Raw genomic sequence first — 16146 nt, forward strand, 5'->3', positions numbered from 1 at the left:
TTTTCTCATATCGTTCTGCAACCAGCATCATACCGCCCATCCTTACTGTTCGTATATTCTATCTCTTCCCGGTCCGAAGACCGAACACCCCGTAAGCTTCCTCCCATAAGGGAGCATCCTGCGGCTCGTAGGTCTTGACCGGGAAGGATTCCCTAATGACTGCGCGCGCTTCCCATATATCGGACAGCTCGCCCTGCGCAATGAACTGTACGGCCATATTGCCGATGGCACTGCCTTCCGCAGGACCCGCCCAGACGGGTTTCCCAATGGCGTTCGCCGTCCACTGGCATAATGTTTCATTATGAATGCCACCGCCTACCATATGCAAGCCCTGAAATTTCCGTCCGGACAATTCCTCGGTCAGCTCCAGCACATATCGGTATTGCATGGCCAAGCTTTCCATAATGCAGCGCACAAGCGCGCCCTCGTTCTGCGGAACGCCCTGGTTCGTTCGGGCCGCATATTCCCTTACCCGTTTCGGCATGTCTCCCGCAGGGAGAAACATGGAATCGTCCGGATCGATGAAGCAAGCAAATGCCGGCGCCGATTCCGCCATATGAACCAATTCGGGATACGAATACGACATCCCTTCCCGTCCCCAGGTCCGCTGACATTCCTGCAGGATCCACAGCCCCATGATGTTCTTGAGCAGCCGGTACGTGCCGTATGCGCCTCCTTCATTCGTGAAGTTCAGCTGACGGGCCCGTTCATGAATGACCGGCTGGTCGACCTCGGTCCCCATCAACGACCAGGTGCCGCAGCTCAAATAGGCGAACGACCGCTCCAAAGCAGGAACCGCAACTACGGCGGAAGCCGTATCATGCTCCGCAACCGCATAAAGCGGGATGGATGGAACCCCCAGCTCCTCGGTTACGGCAGGCCTTAACCCTCCGATATGGGTACCGGGTTGAACCACTGGATGAAATAACCCATGAGGGATCTTCAATGATTTTAATATATGATCATCCCAGCTGGCCGAGTGCGGGTTATACAGCTGCGTCGTGGTCGCATTCGTGAATTCGTTCGCCATTTCGCCCGTCAAGAAATAGCGCAGCAAATCGGGGATCATTAAGAATCGCTCAGCCTCTTGAAGCAGATAGGGTTTCTTCCGTTGGAGCGAAGCAAGCTGGTACATCGTATTGAACGAGAGAAATTGAATTCCCGTCCGATCAAAAATTTCTCCAGGCGTCAGCTCCCGGAAGACCTGTTCCATCACGCCATCCGTGTGCGTGTCCCGATAATGATACGGATTCATGAGCAGCTCCCCGCTCCGATCCAGGAGACCGAAATCTACCGCCCAGGTATCAATGCCGATGCTCGACGGCAGGCGATGTTTCCCCTTCAGCTTGAGCAATCCCTGTTTCATCTCATGGTAGATCCGTAAGATATCCCATTGAAAGCGGTCGCCGATTCGAACGGGATCGTTCGGGAATCGGTGAATTTCCGTCACGCCGATGGTGCGGCTGTTCAGCTGGCCCAGCATCGCCCGGCCGCTGCTTGCTCCCAAATCAAATGCAAGAACGCTCAACGCTCCCCAGCCTCCTTGTCAGATCATAATCAACGGTTCGGGCATGAACCCGATGACTATTCCATCTCTTCTCATGCCTGCGAACGCTTCAGCAATACGTCCTGTTCGTACTGTTTCACTTCGGACAGCCACTCTTCTCTGACCGGCACCCCCAAACGTTCGCAGTAGTAATCCCACACCGCTCCAAACGGATAGGATTTAAACTCTTCGGTCAACGCCAGGCGGGTCGTGTAATCGCCTTCAAGCTCAGCCTGCTTCAACCGATCGACCGGTTCAAGCTTGGCACGCAGCAGCGCCTTGATCGTATTGCGGGTTCCGATAACCCACGCGGCGATGCGGTTAATGCTGGCATCGAAGAAGTCCAGTCCGATATGGGTGACATCCAGCAAATTGTTGCGAACCAGTTCGCGTCCGATCTCGGTCAGCTCATCGTCCATGATGACGACATGGTCGCTGTCCCAGCGCATCGGCCGGCTGACGTGAAGGAGAAGTCCATCGGTGAAAAGGGCGAGCGACGACAGTTTGCCGGCAATGCTCTCGGTTGGATGAAAATGACCCGCATCCAGGCAGATCAGCTTGTTGTTCCGAATGCCATACCCCATGTAGAACTCGTGCGAGCCCACAACGTAGGCTTCGGAGCCGAGCCCGAACAGCTTGCTCTCGACGGCATCCAAATTCCATTGCGGATTGATCTCCTCGGCAAAAATCTCGTCCAGCGAATCCTTCAGCCGCTGCCTCGGTGCCATTCGGTCTACCGGCATATCCTTGTAACCATCAGGGACCCAAATATTCGTCACGCAGGTCTGACCCAGCTGTTCTCCGAAATATGCCCCGATTCTTCGCGAAGCCTTGCAATGATCAACCCAAAATTGACGGATCGCCGGGTCGGCATGACTCAGCGTAAACCCGTCCTTCGACTTGTCATGGGAGAAGCAGGTAGGATTAAAATCGAGTCCGATCCCCTGCTCCTTGGCCCAATCCACCCAGGACTGGAAGTGCCTCGGCTCCAGCTGATCCAAATCAACGGACTCGTCGGTATCCGCATAAATCGCGTGGAGATTCACTTTGTGGGATCCGGGAATGAGCGACAACGCTTTTTCCAGGTCGGCCCTCAGCTGGTCCGGCGTTTCGGCTGCCCCGGGATATTCCCCGGTCACGGAAATGCCGCCGGACAGGTCCTGATCACGGAACAGGAATCCGCGAACATCATCTCCCTGCCAGCAATGGATGGAGATTTTGATGCGCTCAAGTTCCGTCAAGATTTGGTCCACATCGATGCCATGCTGCCCATAAAGCTGTTTAGCTTCCTCAAAGTTCCTTGCAACATCCTGCCTCATCGCATATCCTCCCATATGAATGAGGACAGCCGGGTTGCATCAACCCAGCGCCCCATCTTAATAAGAAATCTTGATTCCTTGCATTAGGTCTGTTACTCATTCATTCGACTAACGAGTAAACGCTGCCGGCACTCCACCGTCAATCGTGAGCATGCAGCCGGTCGTCTTCGATGATTTGGACGAAGCAAAGTAAGCAATGCCTTCGGCAATGTCCTGCGGGTAGATGTTCACGAGCAGTGTCGTGCGTTTCCGATAGTGCTCTTCCAGCTGATCCGGTTCGATCCCGTAGGCTGCAGCCCGCTCGTTTCTCCAGTTCGAGTTCCAGATCGCAGAGCCTTGCAATATCGCGTCAGGCAGGATCGTATTCACTCGGATGCCGTATTCCCCGCCCTCAGCAGCGATGCAGCGGGCCAAATGCGCCTCGAGCGCTTTCGCGGAGCTGTATGCGGTCACATTTTTACCGGCATAAACGGAGTTCTTCGATCCGATAAACACCATGCTCCCGCCAATCCCCTGTACCTTCATCAAGGAGAAGGCTTCTCTGGCCACGAGGAAATAACCTGTGCCCAGCACGTTCATGTTCAGGTTCCATTCCTTTAGAGACGTCTCGTCAAACGGGCTGGACGTTGCAAGGCCCGCATTGTTCACGATAATATCGACACCGCCATAAGTTACGGAGGTTTCGCGATAGGCGCGCTGCACGGCCTCTTCGTCGGTTACGTCCATTTTAACAGCAAATGCCCGATTCTCCCCGTACTTTGCATTGATTTCCTCGGCAACCTGCTGCGCGCCTTCGAGATTTAAGTCCGCCAGCACGACATGGGCTCCTTCGGCTACCAGCCTGCGCGCCGCGGCACTGCCGATCCCCCCGGCTCCCCCGGTGATAAAAGCAATCTGCCGCGAAAACTCCGCTTCGGCCGGTGCAAGGCTCAATTTATACAGCTCCAGCGGCCAATACTCCACGTTGTAGGATTCGTTCTCGCTCAGGGATACGAAGTCGCCGAGCGCTGTTGCGCCGCGCATGACCGCGATTGCCCGATGATACAAGGCGCCGCTGACTTGCGACATCGCCCAGCTCTTGCCGGTGTTGATCATTCCGATTCCAGGAATCAGGATGACGCGCGGAGCCGCTTCGAACATGACGTCGCCTTCATGATGGTTGCGTTCAAAATAGGCTTGATACTGCGCTTTGTATGCCGCAATACCCTCGATGAGCTTCGCCTTAAGGCCTTCGATATCTTCAGCGTTCGGCGTCCAATCGATGAAGAGGGGAACAACCTTGGTATGAACCAGATGATCCGGACAAGCGGCGCCTACTTGGGACAGCTTCGGCGAATCGATGCCGCCGACGAAGTCCAGCACATCATCTTGATCATCGAAGGACAGGATCATTTTCTTCGCGTCGCTAACGGCTCCGCGTACGGCAGGCATCACTTCCGCAGCGATGCTCCGGCGGATTTCCGCGGCCAGCGGCGCATGCTTCCGGCCGCCGAACAGTCTGTCGTTGTTCACTCGGGCTTCAATGAACGCCTCCGCTTCACTTATGATGCGAATCGTCTGTGCGTAACAAGCTTCCGAGGTGTCGCCCCAGGTTACAAGGCCGTGCTTCTCCATGAGCACAAGCTCGGCGTTCGGATTAGCCAGCACCCCTTCCGCGATCATCTTCGACAGCGTAAAGCCAGGGCGGACATATGGAACCCACACAAATCGATCGCCGAAAATTTCCCGGGCTAATTCTTTGCCGTTATGGGCGCAGCACAAGCTGATAATGGCATCCGGATGCGTATGATCCACATGCCGAAACGGCAAGAACGCGTGCAGCAGCGTTTCAATGGATGCTCGCGGGTGCTTCGCATCTACCATGCAATGACCCAGGTATGCCACCATTTCCTCATCCGACATCGAATCTCGTTCGAACAGCGGCCGGATATCCTCCATGCGCAAGCCTGTGAAATTGCCCGCTTTCATGGTGGCCAGATCGGATCCGCTGCCTTTCACGTACATTACCTCGACGTCGTTGCCGCGAAAATCCTGAATCGTTGTTTTACTGGATGTGTTGCCGCCGCCCCAGTTGCATACGCGCCGGTCGGCACCAATCAAATTCGAGCGATAGACAAGCTCATCCAATGTATTTTGTGCCTGCTGTGCCTTTGATTGTTCCCATAAGCTCTGAACCATGAAGCTTCCCCTCCGATTGACCATATGAATTTGCTTTCATTTGTTTCCCATATTAACACGCCCGTTTATTTTTGAATAGTATATTTTCAAAAATAAACAAAGATATTGTATTTGTTTGTTTGGTTTTAAATGCAAATCCTGTACAAACAAAAAAGCAGCTCTTGTCAGAGCTGCTTTACGAACCGAGCTGCTATATATGATTTATGAATGGTCAGAGCCGGAACCCGCGGCTGCCATTTGATCTGCTTTTGCAATTCCTTCCAGCAATGCATCACGGAATGCAATTTCCTCCTCGTTGACGTAGCCCGTGAATACGATTTCCGAGATGTCTTTGTGGTTGAAAAAGATGTTGGAATCGGCGGTCAGATTTCCGTGAGGATAGAAGCAGGCAACATAATCCCAACGCTTTAGCGTCTTGGAGTCGTTCTGCATTCGGCCATAGATCATCAGCGTCTGGTCCCAATCCTTGAACTTGACTACAGATCCGATTGGCAGCAGCTTCTGTTCCGTTTGCTCATGCTGTTCCATGTTGATCAACCCTTCATTATTTTTTTACCGATCCAATAGACAATCGACACTACGAGCGGTACTCCAATGAGAAAGGATAGGCAGATGACGGCTTTTTCCGCTGCCGCGTAACTCGTGTCCAGCAGATTGGGAATCACCGTGCCCAGAACGCCGACGATAGCAATAATCACCATTATGTATTTGAACCGTTTTTGTCTGTCGCTCATCGGCCGTGCGCCCCCTTCTATTTTACCGTGATCGCTCCGCCGACTCCGACGAGGCTTGCTCCCGGTCCCAACGGGATGTGGAACTTCAAACCGCTCTTGCCCACCTCCGCGGATGCGCCGAGCACGCCCAGTGAAGCGGAACCTCCGATGTGCAGCTCTTTATCCGTCCAAGGAAGCGGAATATTCACGCCGCCCTCATATTTGTTTAATGTAGCCTCAGCTCCGACGCTAAGCGTACCGTCCTTGACTGCCGCCTCGACTTCGGCCTTCACCAGGCTAACCGATCCTTCGACATGATCATTCGCATAGCCTGCTTCAACAACAGCCCCGCTGGCATGCGCTCCTTCGGATAAGCTTGCTCCTGCGCTGCCTGTTATTGCTTTGGCATAAAGTCCATTCTCTTCGTGCTTGATTACGCTGCCTTCCACTTCTACTCCTTTGAGCGCTGCGTCCAGCGGGTTGCTTGAGGATTTAGCGGCCACGCCGGAAGTCTTGGATGCAGCGCCTGCCGCCGCAGCGACTCCCGCCCCGGTTGCCGCCCCGGCCATAATGCCCGCGCCTGCTAAGGCTCCTCCAGCTGCAGCACCGTTCACCATTTCATCCGTGGAACGGAATTTGACGGATATTTGCTTCAGCTCGGCGGATATCGTTTGCAAGCACTCCACGAACTTGAGCATGGTCGTCCTGGCATGCTGATAATCCCCGTAAAACCGCTCGCGGGTCATCCCTTCCCACTGACCTTCCATTTCGTGAATGCTTCGCTGGAGCCGCTGCACCATATCGCCGCTAAGTTGCCCTGATTGGGCAAATTGCGAGGATACCTGCTCCAGCCGCTCGGGTGTAACTAATATTCGATTGGACATAAATACGGACGCCCCTTCTGTCTCGCCGCCCTGCTTCTTCAGGCAGTCTAGCAACAAATTTCAATTCCATAAACTATTTAACCGATCTACCAAGCGAATAACCACATTTTTCAATTTTAGTAGGTATACAGGAAAGGGACAATCAAGCGAAGGATTCATTTTCATCAGGTCCCGATCTAGTAAAAAAGCACTGGCCTCCTCATCCCCCATGCGGATGAACAGACATCTCATCCCCGGCTTAAGCCCAGCCATGAAATCATTCCGGGGTACGGTGCCCATTACATCCCCAGCCCGTTAAAGCAGCTCCCGTTCTCTTGTACATTAGAAACAATTCATCTTTCCGAAAGAGGGTATTCATTATGAACCAACTTGCACGCGAAGCGGCCAGCGGGGCATACCGGCTGTATAAACAGGAGACATGGCTCATGCTGACGGGTCTGCTCGGCTTTTTGCTGGCCGGAATTTGCGGGGTATGGGTATTGCTCCATGGCGGACCCGTCTCGCCGGACGGAGATGTCTCCAAAGCCTTTTCCTTCAACGCGGCCCTGGGAATATTCATCCTATCCACCGCAAGCATTCTACCGGTTTCCGGCATGCGGCCGCGAAGCCAATCGATCTACCGCTGCTGTTATATTCCCCTTGTGTTGTTCTCCTACTTCGCCGAGACCGTACAACATTTCCGCGGCGTTGATCCGAGGTTCGTTCAGAACGGTTCATCCTTCGATCATGTCATCTCCACGATTTTTCCTGCCGTTGCGCTTCTGCTCATCGTGTTCTACCTGATCCTGGGGGCTCAATATTTCCGCAAGCGTGTAATAGAGGCCCATCCGGAGCTTGGTCTCGGCATCCGTTATGCCATGATCTCGGTGCTGGTATCTTTTGCGGCAGGCATCTGGATTTCCATCAACGCGGGTCGTTTCACCGGGATCGACGGCAATATCATTTGGCTGCACGGACTTGGGTTTCATGCACTGCAAGCCATTCCTTTGGTGGCCTGGCTGTCCATGAGAAAATCCGTCAATGCTGCCGTCAAACCGATAATCATCCATATCAGCGGTCTCGCCTATTTATTCGGACTGATCGCCATTGGATGGCAGACGCTTCTCGGTTACTCCTTGGCGGAATGGTCCTTGCTCCCGATTCTGGCCGGCAGCTGTTTTCTCGTTGCCTTCACGCCTGTGATATGGCTGATCAGTCAATCCGATGCATCCGCCGAACCTTTCAACCGTACCCAATCCACGCGAAATTTATAAATTGGACATAGAAAAAGAGACAGTATGGGGAACCTTCCCCGACTGTCTCATCGATAACTGCTGGCCTTGATCCATTGATCCATATCCTGATGTGGGTTTAGATAAATAAAAACGGAATGAGGAACAACAAGGCAATGGCTTCCCAAGCAAGCACATTGCCTGCGAAACCGTAGCCTCCATATGGTCCAAAACCGCCGTAGCCGTACGGTCCAAAAGCGGACGTTTGTGCACCGCCTTTGGTCGACTTCGAAGATTTTCTGCCCTTTTTCCCTTTGGCGGACAATATATATGCGGATGGGTTCGCAAATTCGAGTTCAAGACCCCGATCATGTACACCGCGAATCGTCCCCACGACTTCTCTTCCATCATGCATGACAGCGCAAACGGTTTTGCCGACGTAACCTTTGCATCCTTCTGCCGAAATTGGTATTGGCTGCAATCCTTCTCCCCCTCCCAAGCGTTTGTGTATTATATTCCTCCTGGGGAGAAGGCGGCAGAGATAGAAGTCCACGCAACCAAAATTCCGCCATTAACCTTACTTAATCGCTAGCCTTGCGGTAAGCTCTGGCCATGATATCTTCGTCGATCGCGCCTTGAAACCTTTCGGATACGATGCCGCCAGGCGAAATGACGTAGGTGGTCGGATAAGCCACCACCTCGTACCGCCCGGTGTTCTCACCATGCTGGTCGTACAGGATGGGAAAGGTGATGCCGTTCTTCTCAACAAAAGACTGTACTTCGCTCTTGCTTTTTTCCAGATGGGTCATATTGACGGCCAGTATGATAACGTCGTCATCCTGATGTTTCTCGTAAAAATCCTGCATATAAGGCATTTCGACCTTGCAAGGCGGACACCAGGAAGCCCAAAAATTAAGGAGTACGGTTTGCCCGCGGTAATCGGACAGCTTAATCTCCCTGCCTTCTGAATCGGTCAGCGTGAAATCCGGCGCGCGAAGCCCAGGCTTCAAGCCTTCCGCTGCGATTTCCTGGCTCCCCTCTTGGTGGGACGGTGCGGCTGCTTCCTGCTCGCTGGCCGTGTCCGAAGCGAAATCATAGATGACCCAGGCGAAGAGAGCCGCCATCACAACAAGGACTGCCCTGTTTTTTCCTAATCCCAGCGTAAGGAATTGAGACAGCGGCGCCTTGAAGCGAAGCCAGGTGACCGTCAGTAAGACGCCGAACAGCAGAACATAGAATAAAGAAGTCGTTGCTCGCGCGCCGTCCGCCCATAGCCAATGAAACAGGTACCCTGCCGTTCCGCTTGCAAAGGCCGATAACAGCGCCGATTTCAGCAGCAGTCCCGGTTCTTCCCTTTTCCTGTTCCAACGAAGTACAGCATAGACGATAGCAAGAATAACCCCGAGCCATAAGCCTCTGACTCCCCCCGTCATGTAGATCAGCGAGGTCGGATGCTGGAGGGTGCGGATCGGATCAAATACCAGCATCCCGAATTTCCATGAGAGAAATCCTATGATGATGACGGATAAATAGGTGTCCAGGATCCATTCCCGCTGCTTCGTGTGACGCAAACGAAGGCGAAGTGCGACGAAACCGGCCGCCGCGCAGATCAGAAATATGACAATATCGGCTCGAATCATCAACGGGCCTATCGGAATAATACTCAAATGCGAACCTCCTATAGTGCGGCAAAATGCAAAAACGATTTACCCGCCGGGGTATATCTCCATCATAGTGGATTCTCTCATTAATGTAAAACCAAGCGAAGACCTTTAGGAGGATGATCGTATTTGGTCAAGGGAGCTCCAAAGCAATGCCAATTCGGTGTGTCTTTTTCCCCCAATGACAATCTCTTTTTGCTTCAGCTCTTGAGCTCCCATATATCGATAAAATTGCTCGGCTTTATTGCCTACCAGCACCCAAACCGACAACGAACGATATCCTCTCGTTTGCAGAAATTCCTTCAACCTGGCAAATAGCCGTTTTCCCCATCCCTGCCCTTGAATTTCTTCCAAGAGATAGATTGCGTAGAGTTCTCCTTCATGGGAGATCTTCTGCTCTCGCTCCGTCCCGTACGACATAAACCCGTAAACCTCGCCATGTTCGTCTGAAATAACCAGTAGCTGTTCGTCTTCGGGCATATTGGCAAGCTTCCTGCGCCAGCCTTCTACGCGGTCCGCAATGGAAAGCTTCTGCAGAAAGTCATCATCGACGATCCCCCTGTACGTCGTTCTCCAGCTGTTTACATGTACGCTAGCAATGCCTTCGGCATCATGCTCATTTGCAATTCGAATCTGCATGGTCTTACACTTCCTCCTGTTCCTCTCTTGATCTCTTGGTATTCGCGGAGAGGCTCGAAGATCCTCTTTTTATCATTGTTTGCTTCATCCCTTATGACGCTAAGCCCACCACTAGCATAAATAAAATTATCAGGATTTCGCGATGACCCTAAGGCTGCCCGTGAAAGGAGGGCTTGTTCATGAATAAAGCAATGATACGGCTTGAAGATATCGGACCTGGCGGATGGTACGGGACGGAAGAACAACAAGCGAAGCTGCTTGTCATCGCAAGATTCCTGCACCAGCTGCAAATCCCCTTTCATCTGGCCGTTATTCCCCGATATGTTGATCCGGCGCAACATACGGACCGTTCGATAACGGACCTGCAGGATGATGCTTCCCTTCGGTTTGTTCGGCTGCTCCGCACGATGGCAGCGCTCGGCGCCTCGCTTGGCATTCACGGCTATACGCATCAGTACGGGGGATCGGCAAGCGGCGACGGATTCGAATTCGCATATTCGGAATGCACCGCCGATTGTCCGCCGGAAGATCCCCCTGAGGCTGTGACTTCGCTCCTGCAGCTGCAGCAATCCTATGCCTATCGGCGGGTTCAGCTGGGGCATCAAGCGTTCCAAACGGCGGGCTTTACCGCCGCCTGGTTCGAGACGCCGCATTATGCCGCATCGCCTGTTCAGCGGCAGATCATCGAGATCTGCAACGGGGTCCTGTACGAATCTCCGCCGGACGAACCGAATGCGAAGACAGCCGTGCTCCGGCACAACCCGGACGATCCGTCGACGAACGGAACGATCTATGTACCCACGCCGCTTTATTATGTTTCAGGCGATAACATCGAAGCCGAAGTTGCTCGCATGGAACGGACTTTAAAAGATTTCACGGGTGAACGCGAACTGGCCTCGTTCTTTTACCACCCTTATCTTGAATTTCCTTATATCCGATTCCTTGATGACGGTACCGTGCATTATGACGAAGATTCGCCGCTCAGACGGATCCTTCGGTTCTTCGAGAGGGAGCGTAAATCGTTTGTATCCTTAACCTCCATTCTCCCCTTCATACCGGATTTCAGGGAGACCCGGCTGTCGGACAGGTTGAGCATGAAGCGTCCCAAGTTTCTGCACGCCAAAAGAAACAAGCTCCCAAACCGCTGGATCATTCGGGACGAGGCCAGCAACATTTGGTACGCCATGGATCTTGCGATCCGATCTCCCCTCCGAATCCATAACGGCATACATTCGATACGTCCGTTATTGGCCGATTGGCCGCCAACCCTTAGCGGTACCGCGATGACAGGCGATTTCGACGGGGACGGCTTCATCGATACGGCTGTATGGCATGCAGAGCTTGGGATATGCCATGTTGCCTTGGGCGCCGGCAGCAGCCGTATGGCACCTGACGGGATTTGGCTGTCCGCTCCCGGAGCCCTGAATTGGAAATCCTTAACGGGAGATTTTGACGGGGACGGCAGAGATGATTTATTTCTATGGGATGACGCCACCGGTAAAGCCGCCATCGCCTACAGTTCCGGGGAGGGCTTTTCTCCTCCCCTTATTCAACATGAGGTTTCCGTACAGAGCAATGATATGATACCGTGCATCGGAGATGTAAATGGCGATGGCCTGGATGATCTGGTGGTGTGGAACTCCGCCTCCGGAGCATGTCAGGTCTGGCTAAGCAGCGGTACACGGCTTCGGCATGCCGGCGTTTGGTATTCCGCCAAGGATCCCTTGGGTTCGCCACTGTCCGTGGTGTTAGGGGATGTCGATGGAGACGGGCTGGAAGATTTGGTTCTCGTTCAACCTGCTTCAGGGAAATGGTTCATCCTGTACAGCTCGGGAACAGCCTTCGGGCGGCAGGAGGAATGTTATGGGCCATGGGCTGCCGGAGAACAGACGACGCCTTTTCTTGCTGATCTATCAGGCAACAGCCGCGTCAGTCTGCTGGCATGGTCCCCGAATCGGCACGGCGGAACCCTGGACGCCGCCATCAATTCGAGGGACCGGACAATGGGATAAGTACATGTTATACTTCTATTCAAACCTATGCGGTTTGTTCTGTTAAGTTATATTTCAATCCTTATTCCTATGTTTGGAGGAAAAAATCATGGCACCACCCAATACGGCCGGTTCAGCGGCACCGATCAAAATCGTGAAACCGAAGCTCCCCAAGCAGCTTGAGCCTGTGATCCTGTCCGATGCCGGCATTGACGACGAATCCTCGTTCGTTCAATCCGCTTGTCAGGACGAGACGCTTGTCTATGTTACGGCCAACAAGGTTCAGTTCGACCAAATGATCTTTGATAACGTAACGTTCCAACACGTCACGCTCCATCATGCCGAGCTGACAGACCTCGTGTTCAACCACTGCGACTTGTCCAATGTTGATCTCAGCGAGGCCATCATGTATCGGGTACAATTTAATCATTGCAAAATATTGGGGCTCGACCTGACGGCCGCCACCATCCGTAATGTCGTATTCGATCATTGTACGGGCGACTATGCCACGTTCCGGTTTGCCAACATGAAACAGGTATCCTTCCAATCGACATCGCTCGTCAAATCGGATTTTTATCATTCCGAGTTAAGCAAGGTAGAGTTGTTGGACTGCCAGATCGATCAATCGCAGTTCTCCGGCACGAAGCTTGCGGGAATCGATCTAAGCCGAACGGACTTCCATCATATCGGCGCGACCCTGGAAGATCTTCAAGGTTGCATTATTTCGCCGCATCAAGCCATCCCGCTAACCAAAATATTCGGGCTTGTCGTAAAAGAATAACCTCTTGTCGCTCCATTCCAGTTCGGAATAGACAGGTTAGCCAGGTGCGATATAGAGTTCCCGACACAGTGTAAAGCGGCTTACCCCGGGTCCAGTTGACCTTTGGGGTAAGCCGCTATGAACATGTAACGCAATATTATTGATCCAGGGTATACTTCGGCAAATCAAGCGGAAGCGGTGCCGGAATGCCGCAGGTGCTGGACATCTCATACCGTTTGCCGTCATCGGAAGCATCATGGAACCCCCACATGGCTTCAAGCACATGATAGGCAAGCTCGCCGCTCGCCCGATGAGCTCTTCCGCTCCGAATGGCATAAGCCATATCGGCGGGACCGATGCCTCTGGTATTCTCGTTGTATCCAGGCAGCAGCGGTTCTTCCGTCCACTCGGTTTCGCCGGTCAATCGGTATTTTACCGGCCCGCCGAAGGTGTTGGGATCCGGAACGAGAAGCGTACCCTTGGTGCCGTAAATTTCAATATTAGGAAGCGTGCTGCCTCCAAAAACATCGAAACTCGTAATCAGCGTGCCGATGGCTCCATTCTGAAAATCGATAAGTCCGGCTACATGCGTAGGAATGTCTACCTTAATCTTCTGCCCTTGCTTCTTCTCGCTGGTAATGGTCCGCTCCGCGAGCGCAGCGCCGGTCATTCCGCTAATGCCACGGATCGGTCCCAGCAATTGGACCAGTGCCGTCAGGTAGTAAGGCCCCATGTCAAACATTGGCCCGCCGCCGGCGGCATAATAAAATTCCGGATCCGGATGCCAATGCTCATGTCCGCGGCTCATCATGAATGCGGTTGCTGCGATCGGCTTGCCGATACGTCCATCCTCAATCAGCTTCAGGGCCGTTTGGATACCGGCTCCAAGGAATGTCTCGGGCGCGCATCCTACCAGCAGCCCTTTGGCTGCTGCCATGTCCAACACCGCTCTGCCCTCTTCCCGGGTTACGCCCAGCGGCTTCTCGACGTACACATGCTTGCCGGCTTCCAATGCATCCAGCATAATTTGCGCATGAAGGGCAGGAATCGTCAGATTAATGACCAGCTCAATTTCCGGGTCCGCGAGCAGCTCCTCGGTGGTATAAACATTCGGGATATTATATTTGACGGCCTGTTCCTCGGCACGGGCTCGATCGATATCCGCACAGGCCGTCAGCTCCAGGATGTCGAACTTGTGGCAGTTTTCCATATAAATGCCGCTGATTTTACCGCAGCCGATAATGCCTACCTTTACCTTCTTCATGATCCCAGTCTCCTTCTGCCTTTATTGGCTGTCTCCCATGCCTGTGTAGCCCTGACCTTCGGTAAAGAAACTCATGTCCGAGCCGGCATACAATGACTTGCCCTCGGCGGCCCACAGCAGTCCTCTCCGCATCATTTCCTTCACCTGCGGCATGTCGACGATATCTGCATGATGACCCAGCGAATTGTAATAGACCCGTCCGTATCCCCAGCGCTTCGTCCACGCCACCGGCATGTCAACCGCTTTGTTCAGCAGATGCGGTCCTGCCGCAACCGGAAAACGGGTGGTGGCCAGCACTTCGACGGCCGGATCCACATGCAGATAATACTGCTCGGATGCCACGGTGAAATCCTGCAGCCCTTCCACAAGCGGACTAGAGCTGGATTTGATCTCGACCCGGTACTCCACTCCGTCGTTCCCCGGATGCGCAACCCAGTTTCCACCCGTCATGAACTGCCAATCCACATTATTGCGGAAAGAATCGCACATCCCGCCATGACAGCCGGCCAAGCCGGTTCCCTTCTGCACCGCAAGCGATACGTTCTCCACTTGCTTCTTCGATATTTCGCCCATCGTCCATACCGGCACGATCAGATCCAAAGCCTGCAGCTTCTCGGCATCGTTAAATGCATCCAGCGTGTCGGATACTTCCACTTCATACTGCTCGCCCCGAAGCAATTCCGCGAAAATGCCGGCAACCTGCTCCGGCTCGTGTCCGTCCCAGCCGCCCCATACGATTAAAGCCTTTTTCATGCGTAGCACTCCTTTTTTATGTGTCCGGCCAAGCCCTGGCCGAATGACTATGATTACATTTCAGACAGCTGCACCCAGCGGCGTTCTTCAATCGATTTATCCACGGCTTCCAGGACGGCTTGGCATTTTACGCCGTCCGCGAAATTAGGCACGGGCTGCCGTCCTTCCGAAATCGCGTTCGACAGCTCCAGGATTTCATGCGTAAAGGTGTGTTCGAAACCGATCGTATGCCCCGGCGGCCACCATGCTTCCATATAATCGTGTACGGGATCGGTAGCCAGTACCCGGCGGAAGCCCTGAACGTCCTCATCGTCGGTCGTGAAGTAAACCTCCAGTTCGTTCATCCGTTCAAAATCAAATTTCACGCTGCCCAAGCTGCCGTTGATCTCGAAGGAATTGGTGCTGCGGTGTCCCGCGGCAAACCGCGTGGCCTCGAAGCTGCCCAGCGCCCCATTCTCGAAGCGGGTCATGAATAACGTAGCGTCGTCTACCGTAACTTGGCCCATGGGGCCGCCTTCGCTTCCTTTTGCGCTTAATCCGGTCATCTCGCTGGCAATGGGACGCTCCTTGATGAAGGTCTCGCTCATCCCGATTACTTCCTGCATATCCCCGACCAGATAATGCGCGAGGTCGATCAGGTGAGCGCCCAGATCCCCGTGCGAGCCGGAGCCGGCCACTTCCTTCTGTAACCGCCATACCAGCGGGAACTGCGGGTCCATGATCCAGTCCTGCAGAAACCAGGCACGGAAGTGATAGATCTGGCCCAATCTGCCGCTGTCAATCAATTTCTTGGCCAGTCTTACGGCCGGAGAAAATCTGTAGTTAAATCCGACCATATGGGTAACTCCCGCATCTTCCGCAGCCTGCAGCATCTCTCTGGCGTCGGCCAAGGTCAGCGCAAGCGGCTTCTCACAAAAAATATGCTTGCCGGCCTTCGCCGCGGCCATGGCAATTTCCTTATGGGCGTCGCTTGGAGCATTGATATCGATCAGATCGATATCCTCCCGATTCACGAGCTGTTTCCAATCGGTAACGCTTTCACGCCAGCCCAGCTGATCCGCCGCTTCCTGCACGGCCGACGCATTGCGGCCGCAGATTGCCACCATTTCAGGCTTCAGCGCCTTCGGAAAAAACATCGGAAGGCTTCGATATGCGTTGCTGTGGGCTTTGCCCATGAATTTATATCCGATCATGCCGACACGTAATTGTTTCATCTTTCATTCCTCC

General features: G+C 53.5%; 15 protein-coding genes. 3 read left to right on the top strand and 12 right to left on the bottom strand.

Annotation, left to right across the window (positions count from 1 at the left end; all coding sequences use genetic code 11):
- Window positions 1–58: 58 nt before the first annotated feature.
- From HMPREF9412_RS18045 to HMPREF9412_RS18070, 6 genes are all read right to left on the bottom strand, one after another.
- Complete coding sequence (locus HMPREF9412_RS18045) at window positions 59–1528, bottom strand: rhamnulokinase (RefSeq protein WP_009593130.1); 1470 nt, start codon at window positions 1526–1528, stop codon at window positions 59–61.
- A 71-nt stretch (window positions 1529–1599) separates the two neighbouring features.
- On the bottom strand, window positions 1600–2865 hold the full coding sequence (gene rhaA / locus HMPREF9412_RS18050; protein WP_009593108.1) for an L-rhamnose isomerase: 1266 nt from the start codon (window positions 2863–2865) through the stop codon (window positions 1600–1602).
- Window positions 2866–2973: 108 nt separating this feature from the next.
- Window positions 2974–5043, bottom strand: a complete 2070-nt coding sequence (locus HMPREF9412_RS18055) for a bifunctional rhamnulose-1-phosphate aldolase/short-chain dehydrogenase (protein WP_009593137.1) — start codon at window positions 5041–5043, stop codon at window positions 2974–2976.
- Between the two features lie 201 nt (window positions 5044–5244).
- Window positions 5245–5571: a DUF4176 domain-containing protein gene (locus HMPREF9412_RS18060; RefSeq protein WP_009593138.1), complete on the bottom strand. Its 327-nt coding sequence runs from the start codon at window positions 5569–5571 to the stop codon at window positions 5245–5247.
- A 5-nt stretch (window positions 5572–5576) separates the two neighbouring features.
- Entirely contained in the window at window positions 5577–5777 is a 201-nt protein-coding gene (locus tag HMPREF9412_RS18065; RefSeq protein ID WP_009593141.1) for a hypothetical protein, read from the bottom strand.
- Window positions 5778–5794: 17 nt separating this feature from the next.
- The gene (locus HMPREF9412_RS18070) at window positions 5795–6640 is read right to left on the bottom strand and encodes a WXG100 family type VII secretion target (protein WP_009593111.1); all 846 of its coding nucleotides are present in this window, start codon (window positions 6638–6640) and stop codon (window positions 5795–5797) included.
- Between the two features lie 359 nt (window positions 6641–6999).
- Here HMPREF9412_RS18070 and HMPREF9412_RS18080 point away from each other — a divergent pair, with 359 nt between their 5' ends.
- Window positions 7000–7893, top strand: coding sequence for a hypothetical protein (locus HMPREF9412_RS18080; protein WP_009593148.1), 894 nt, complete (start codon window positions 7000–7002; stop codon window positions 7891–7893).
- 97 nt (window positions 7894–7990) lie between these two features.
- Here HMPREF9412_RS18080 and HMPREF9412_RS18085 read toward each other — a convergent pair whose 3' ends face one another.
- The 3 genes from HMPREF9412_RS18085 to HMPREF9412_RS18095 all read right to left on the bottom strand — a co-directional run bounded on the left by HMPREF9412_RS18085 (window position 7991) and on the right by HMPREF9412_RS18095 (window position 10151).
- Window positions 7991–8332: a hypothetical protein gene (locus HMPREF9412_RS18085; RefSeq protein ID WP_009593131.1), complete on the bottom strand. Its 342-nt coding sequence runs from the start codon at window positions 8330–8332 to the stop codon at window positions 7991–7993.
- A gap of 100 nt (window positions 8333–8432) precedes the next feature.
- Window positions 8433–9518, bottom strand: a complete 1086-nt coding sequence (locus HMPREF9412_RS18090) for a redoxin domain-containing protein (protein WP_009593147.1) — start codon at window positions 9516–9518, stop codon at window positions 8433–8435.
- A gap of 105 nt (window positions 9519–9623) precedes the next feature.
- Complete coding sequence (locus HMPREF9412_RS18095; RefSeq protein WP_009593119.1) at window positions 9624–10151, bottom strand: GNAT family N-acetyltransferase; 528 nt, start codon at window positions 10149–10151, stop codon at window positions 9624–9626.
- A gap of 179 nt (window positions 10152–10330) precedes the next feature.
- Between HMPREF9412_RS18095 and HMPREF9412_RS18100 the strand changes: the two genes are divergently transcribed.
- Window positions 10331–12163, top strand: coding sequence for a DUF2334 domain-containing protein (locus HMPREF9412_RS18100; protein WP_009593115.1), 1833 nt, complete (start codon window positions 10331–10333; stop codon window positions 12161–12163).
- Window positions 12164–12251: 88 nt separating this feature from the next.
- The gene (locus HMPREF9412_RS18105; RefSeq protein WP_009593135.1) at window positions 12252–12923 is read left to right on the top strand and encodes a pentapeptide repeat-containing protein; all 672 of its coding nucleotides are present in this window, start codon (window positions 12252–12254) and stop codon (window positions 12921–12923) included.
- Between the two features lie 136 nt (window positions 12924–13059).
- On the opposite strand, the gene HMPREF9412_RS18110 is transcribed toward HMPREF9412_RS18105, so the two are convergent.
- The 3 genes from HMPREF9412_RS18110 to HMPREF9412_RS18120 are packed head-to-tail and all read right to left on the bottom strand — an operon-like array spanning window position 13060 to window position 16133.
- A complete protein-coding gene (locus tag HMPREF9412_RS18110) occupies window positions 13060–14166 on the bottom strand; it encodes a Gfo/Idh/MocA family protein (protein WP_009593140.1) in 1107 nt (368 codons plus the stop codon).
- 21 nt (window positions 14167–14187) lie between these two features.
- The gene (locus HMPREF9412_RS18115) at window positions 14188–14919 is read right to left on the bottom strand and encodes a ThuA domain-containing protein (protein WP_009593144.1); all 732 of its coding nucleotides are present in this window, start codon (window positions 14917–14919) and stop codon (window positions 14188–14190) included.
- A 53-nt stretch (window positions 14920–14972) separates the two neighbouring features.
- Window positions 14973–16133, bottom strand: a complete 1161-nt coding sequence (locus tag HMPREF9412_RS18120) for a Gfo/Idh/MocA family protein (RefSeq protein ID WP_009593136.1) — start codon at window positions 16131–16133, stop codon at window positions 14973–14975.
- Window positions 16134–16146: the final 13 nt, after the last annotated feature.

Source organism: Paenibacillus sp. HGF5 (assembly GCF_000204455.1).
GTDB lineage: Bacteria > Bacillota > Bacilli > Paenibacillales > Paenibacillaceae > Paenibacillus_AQ > Paenibacillus_AQ lautus_A.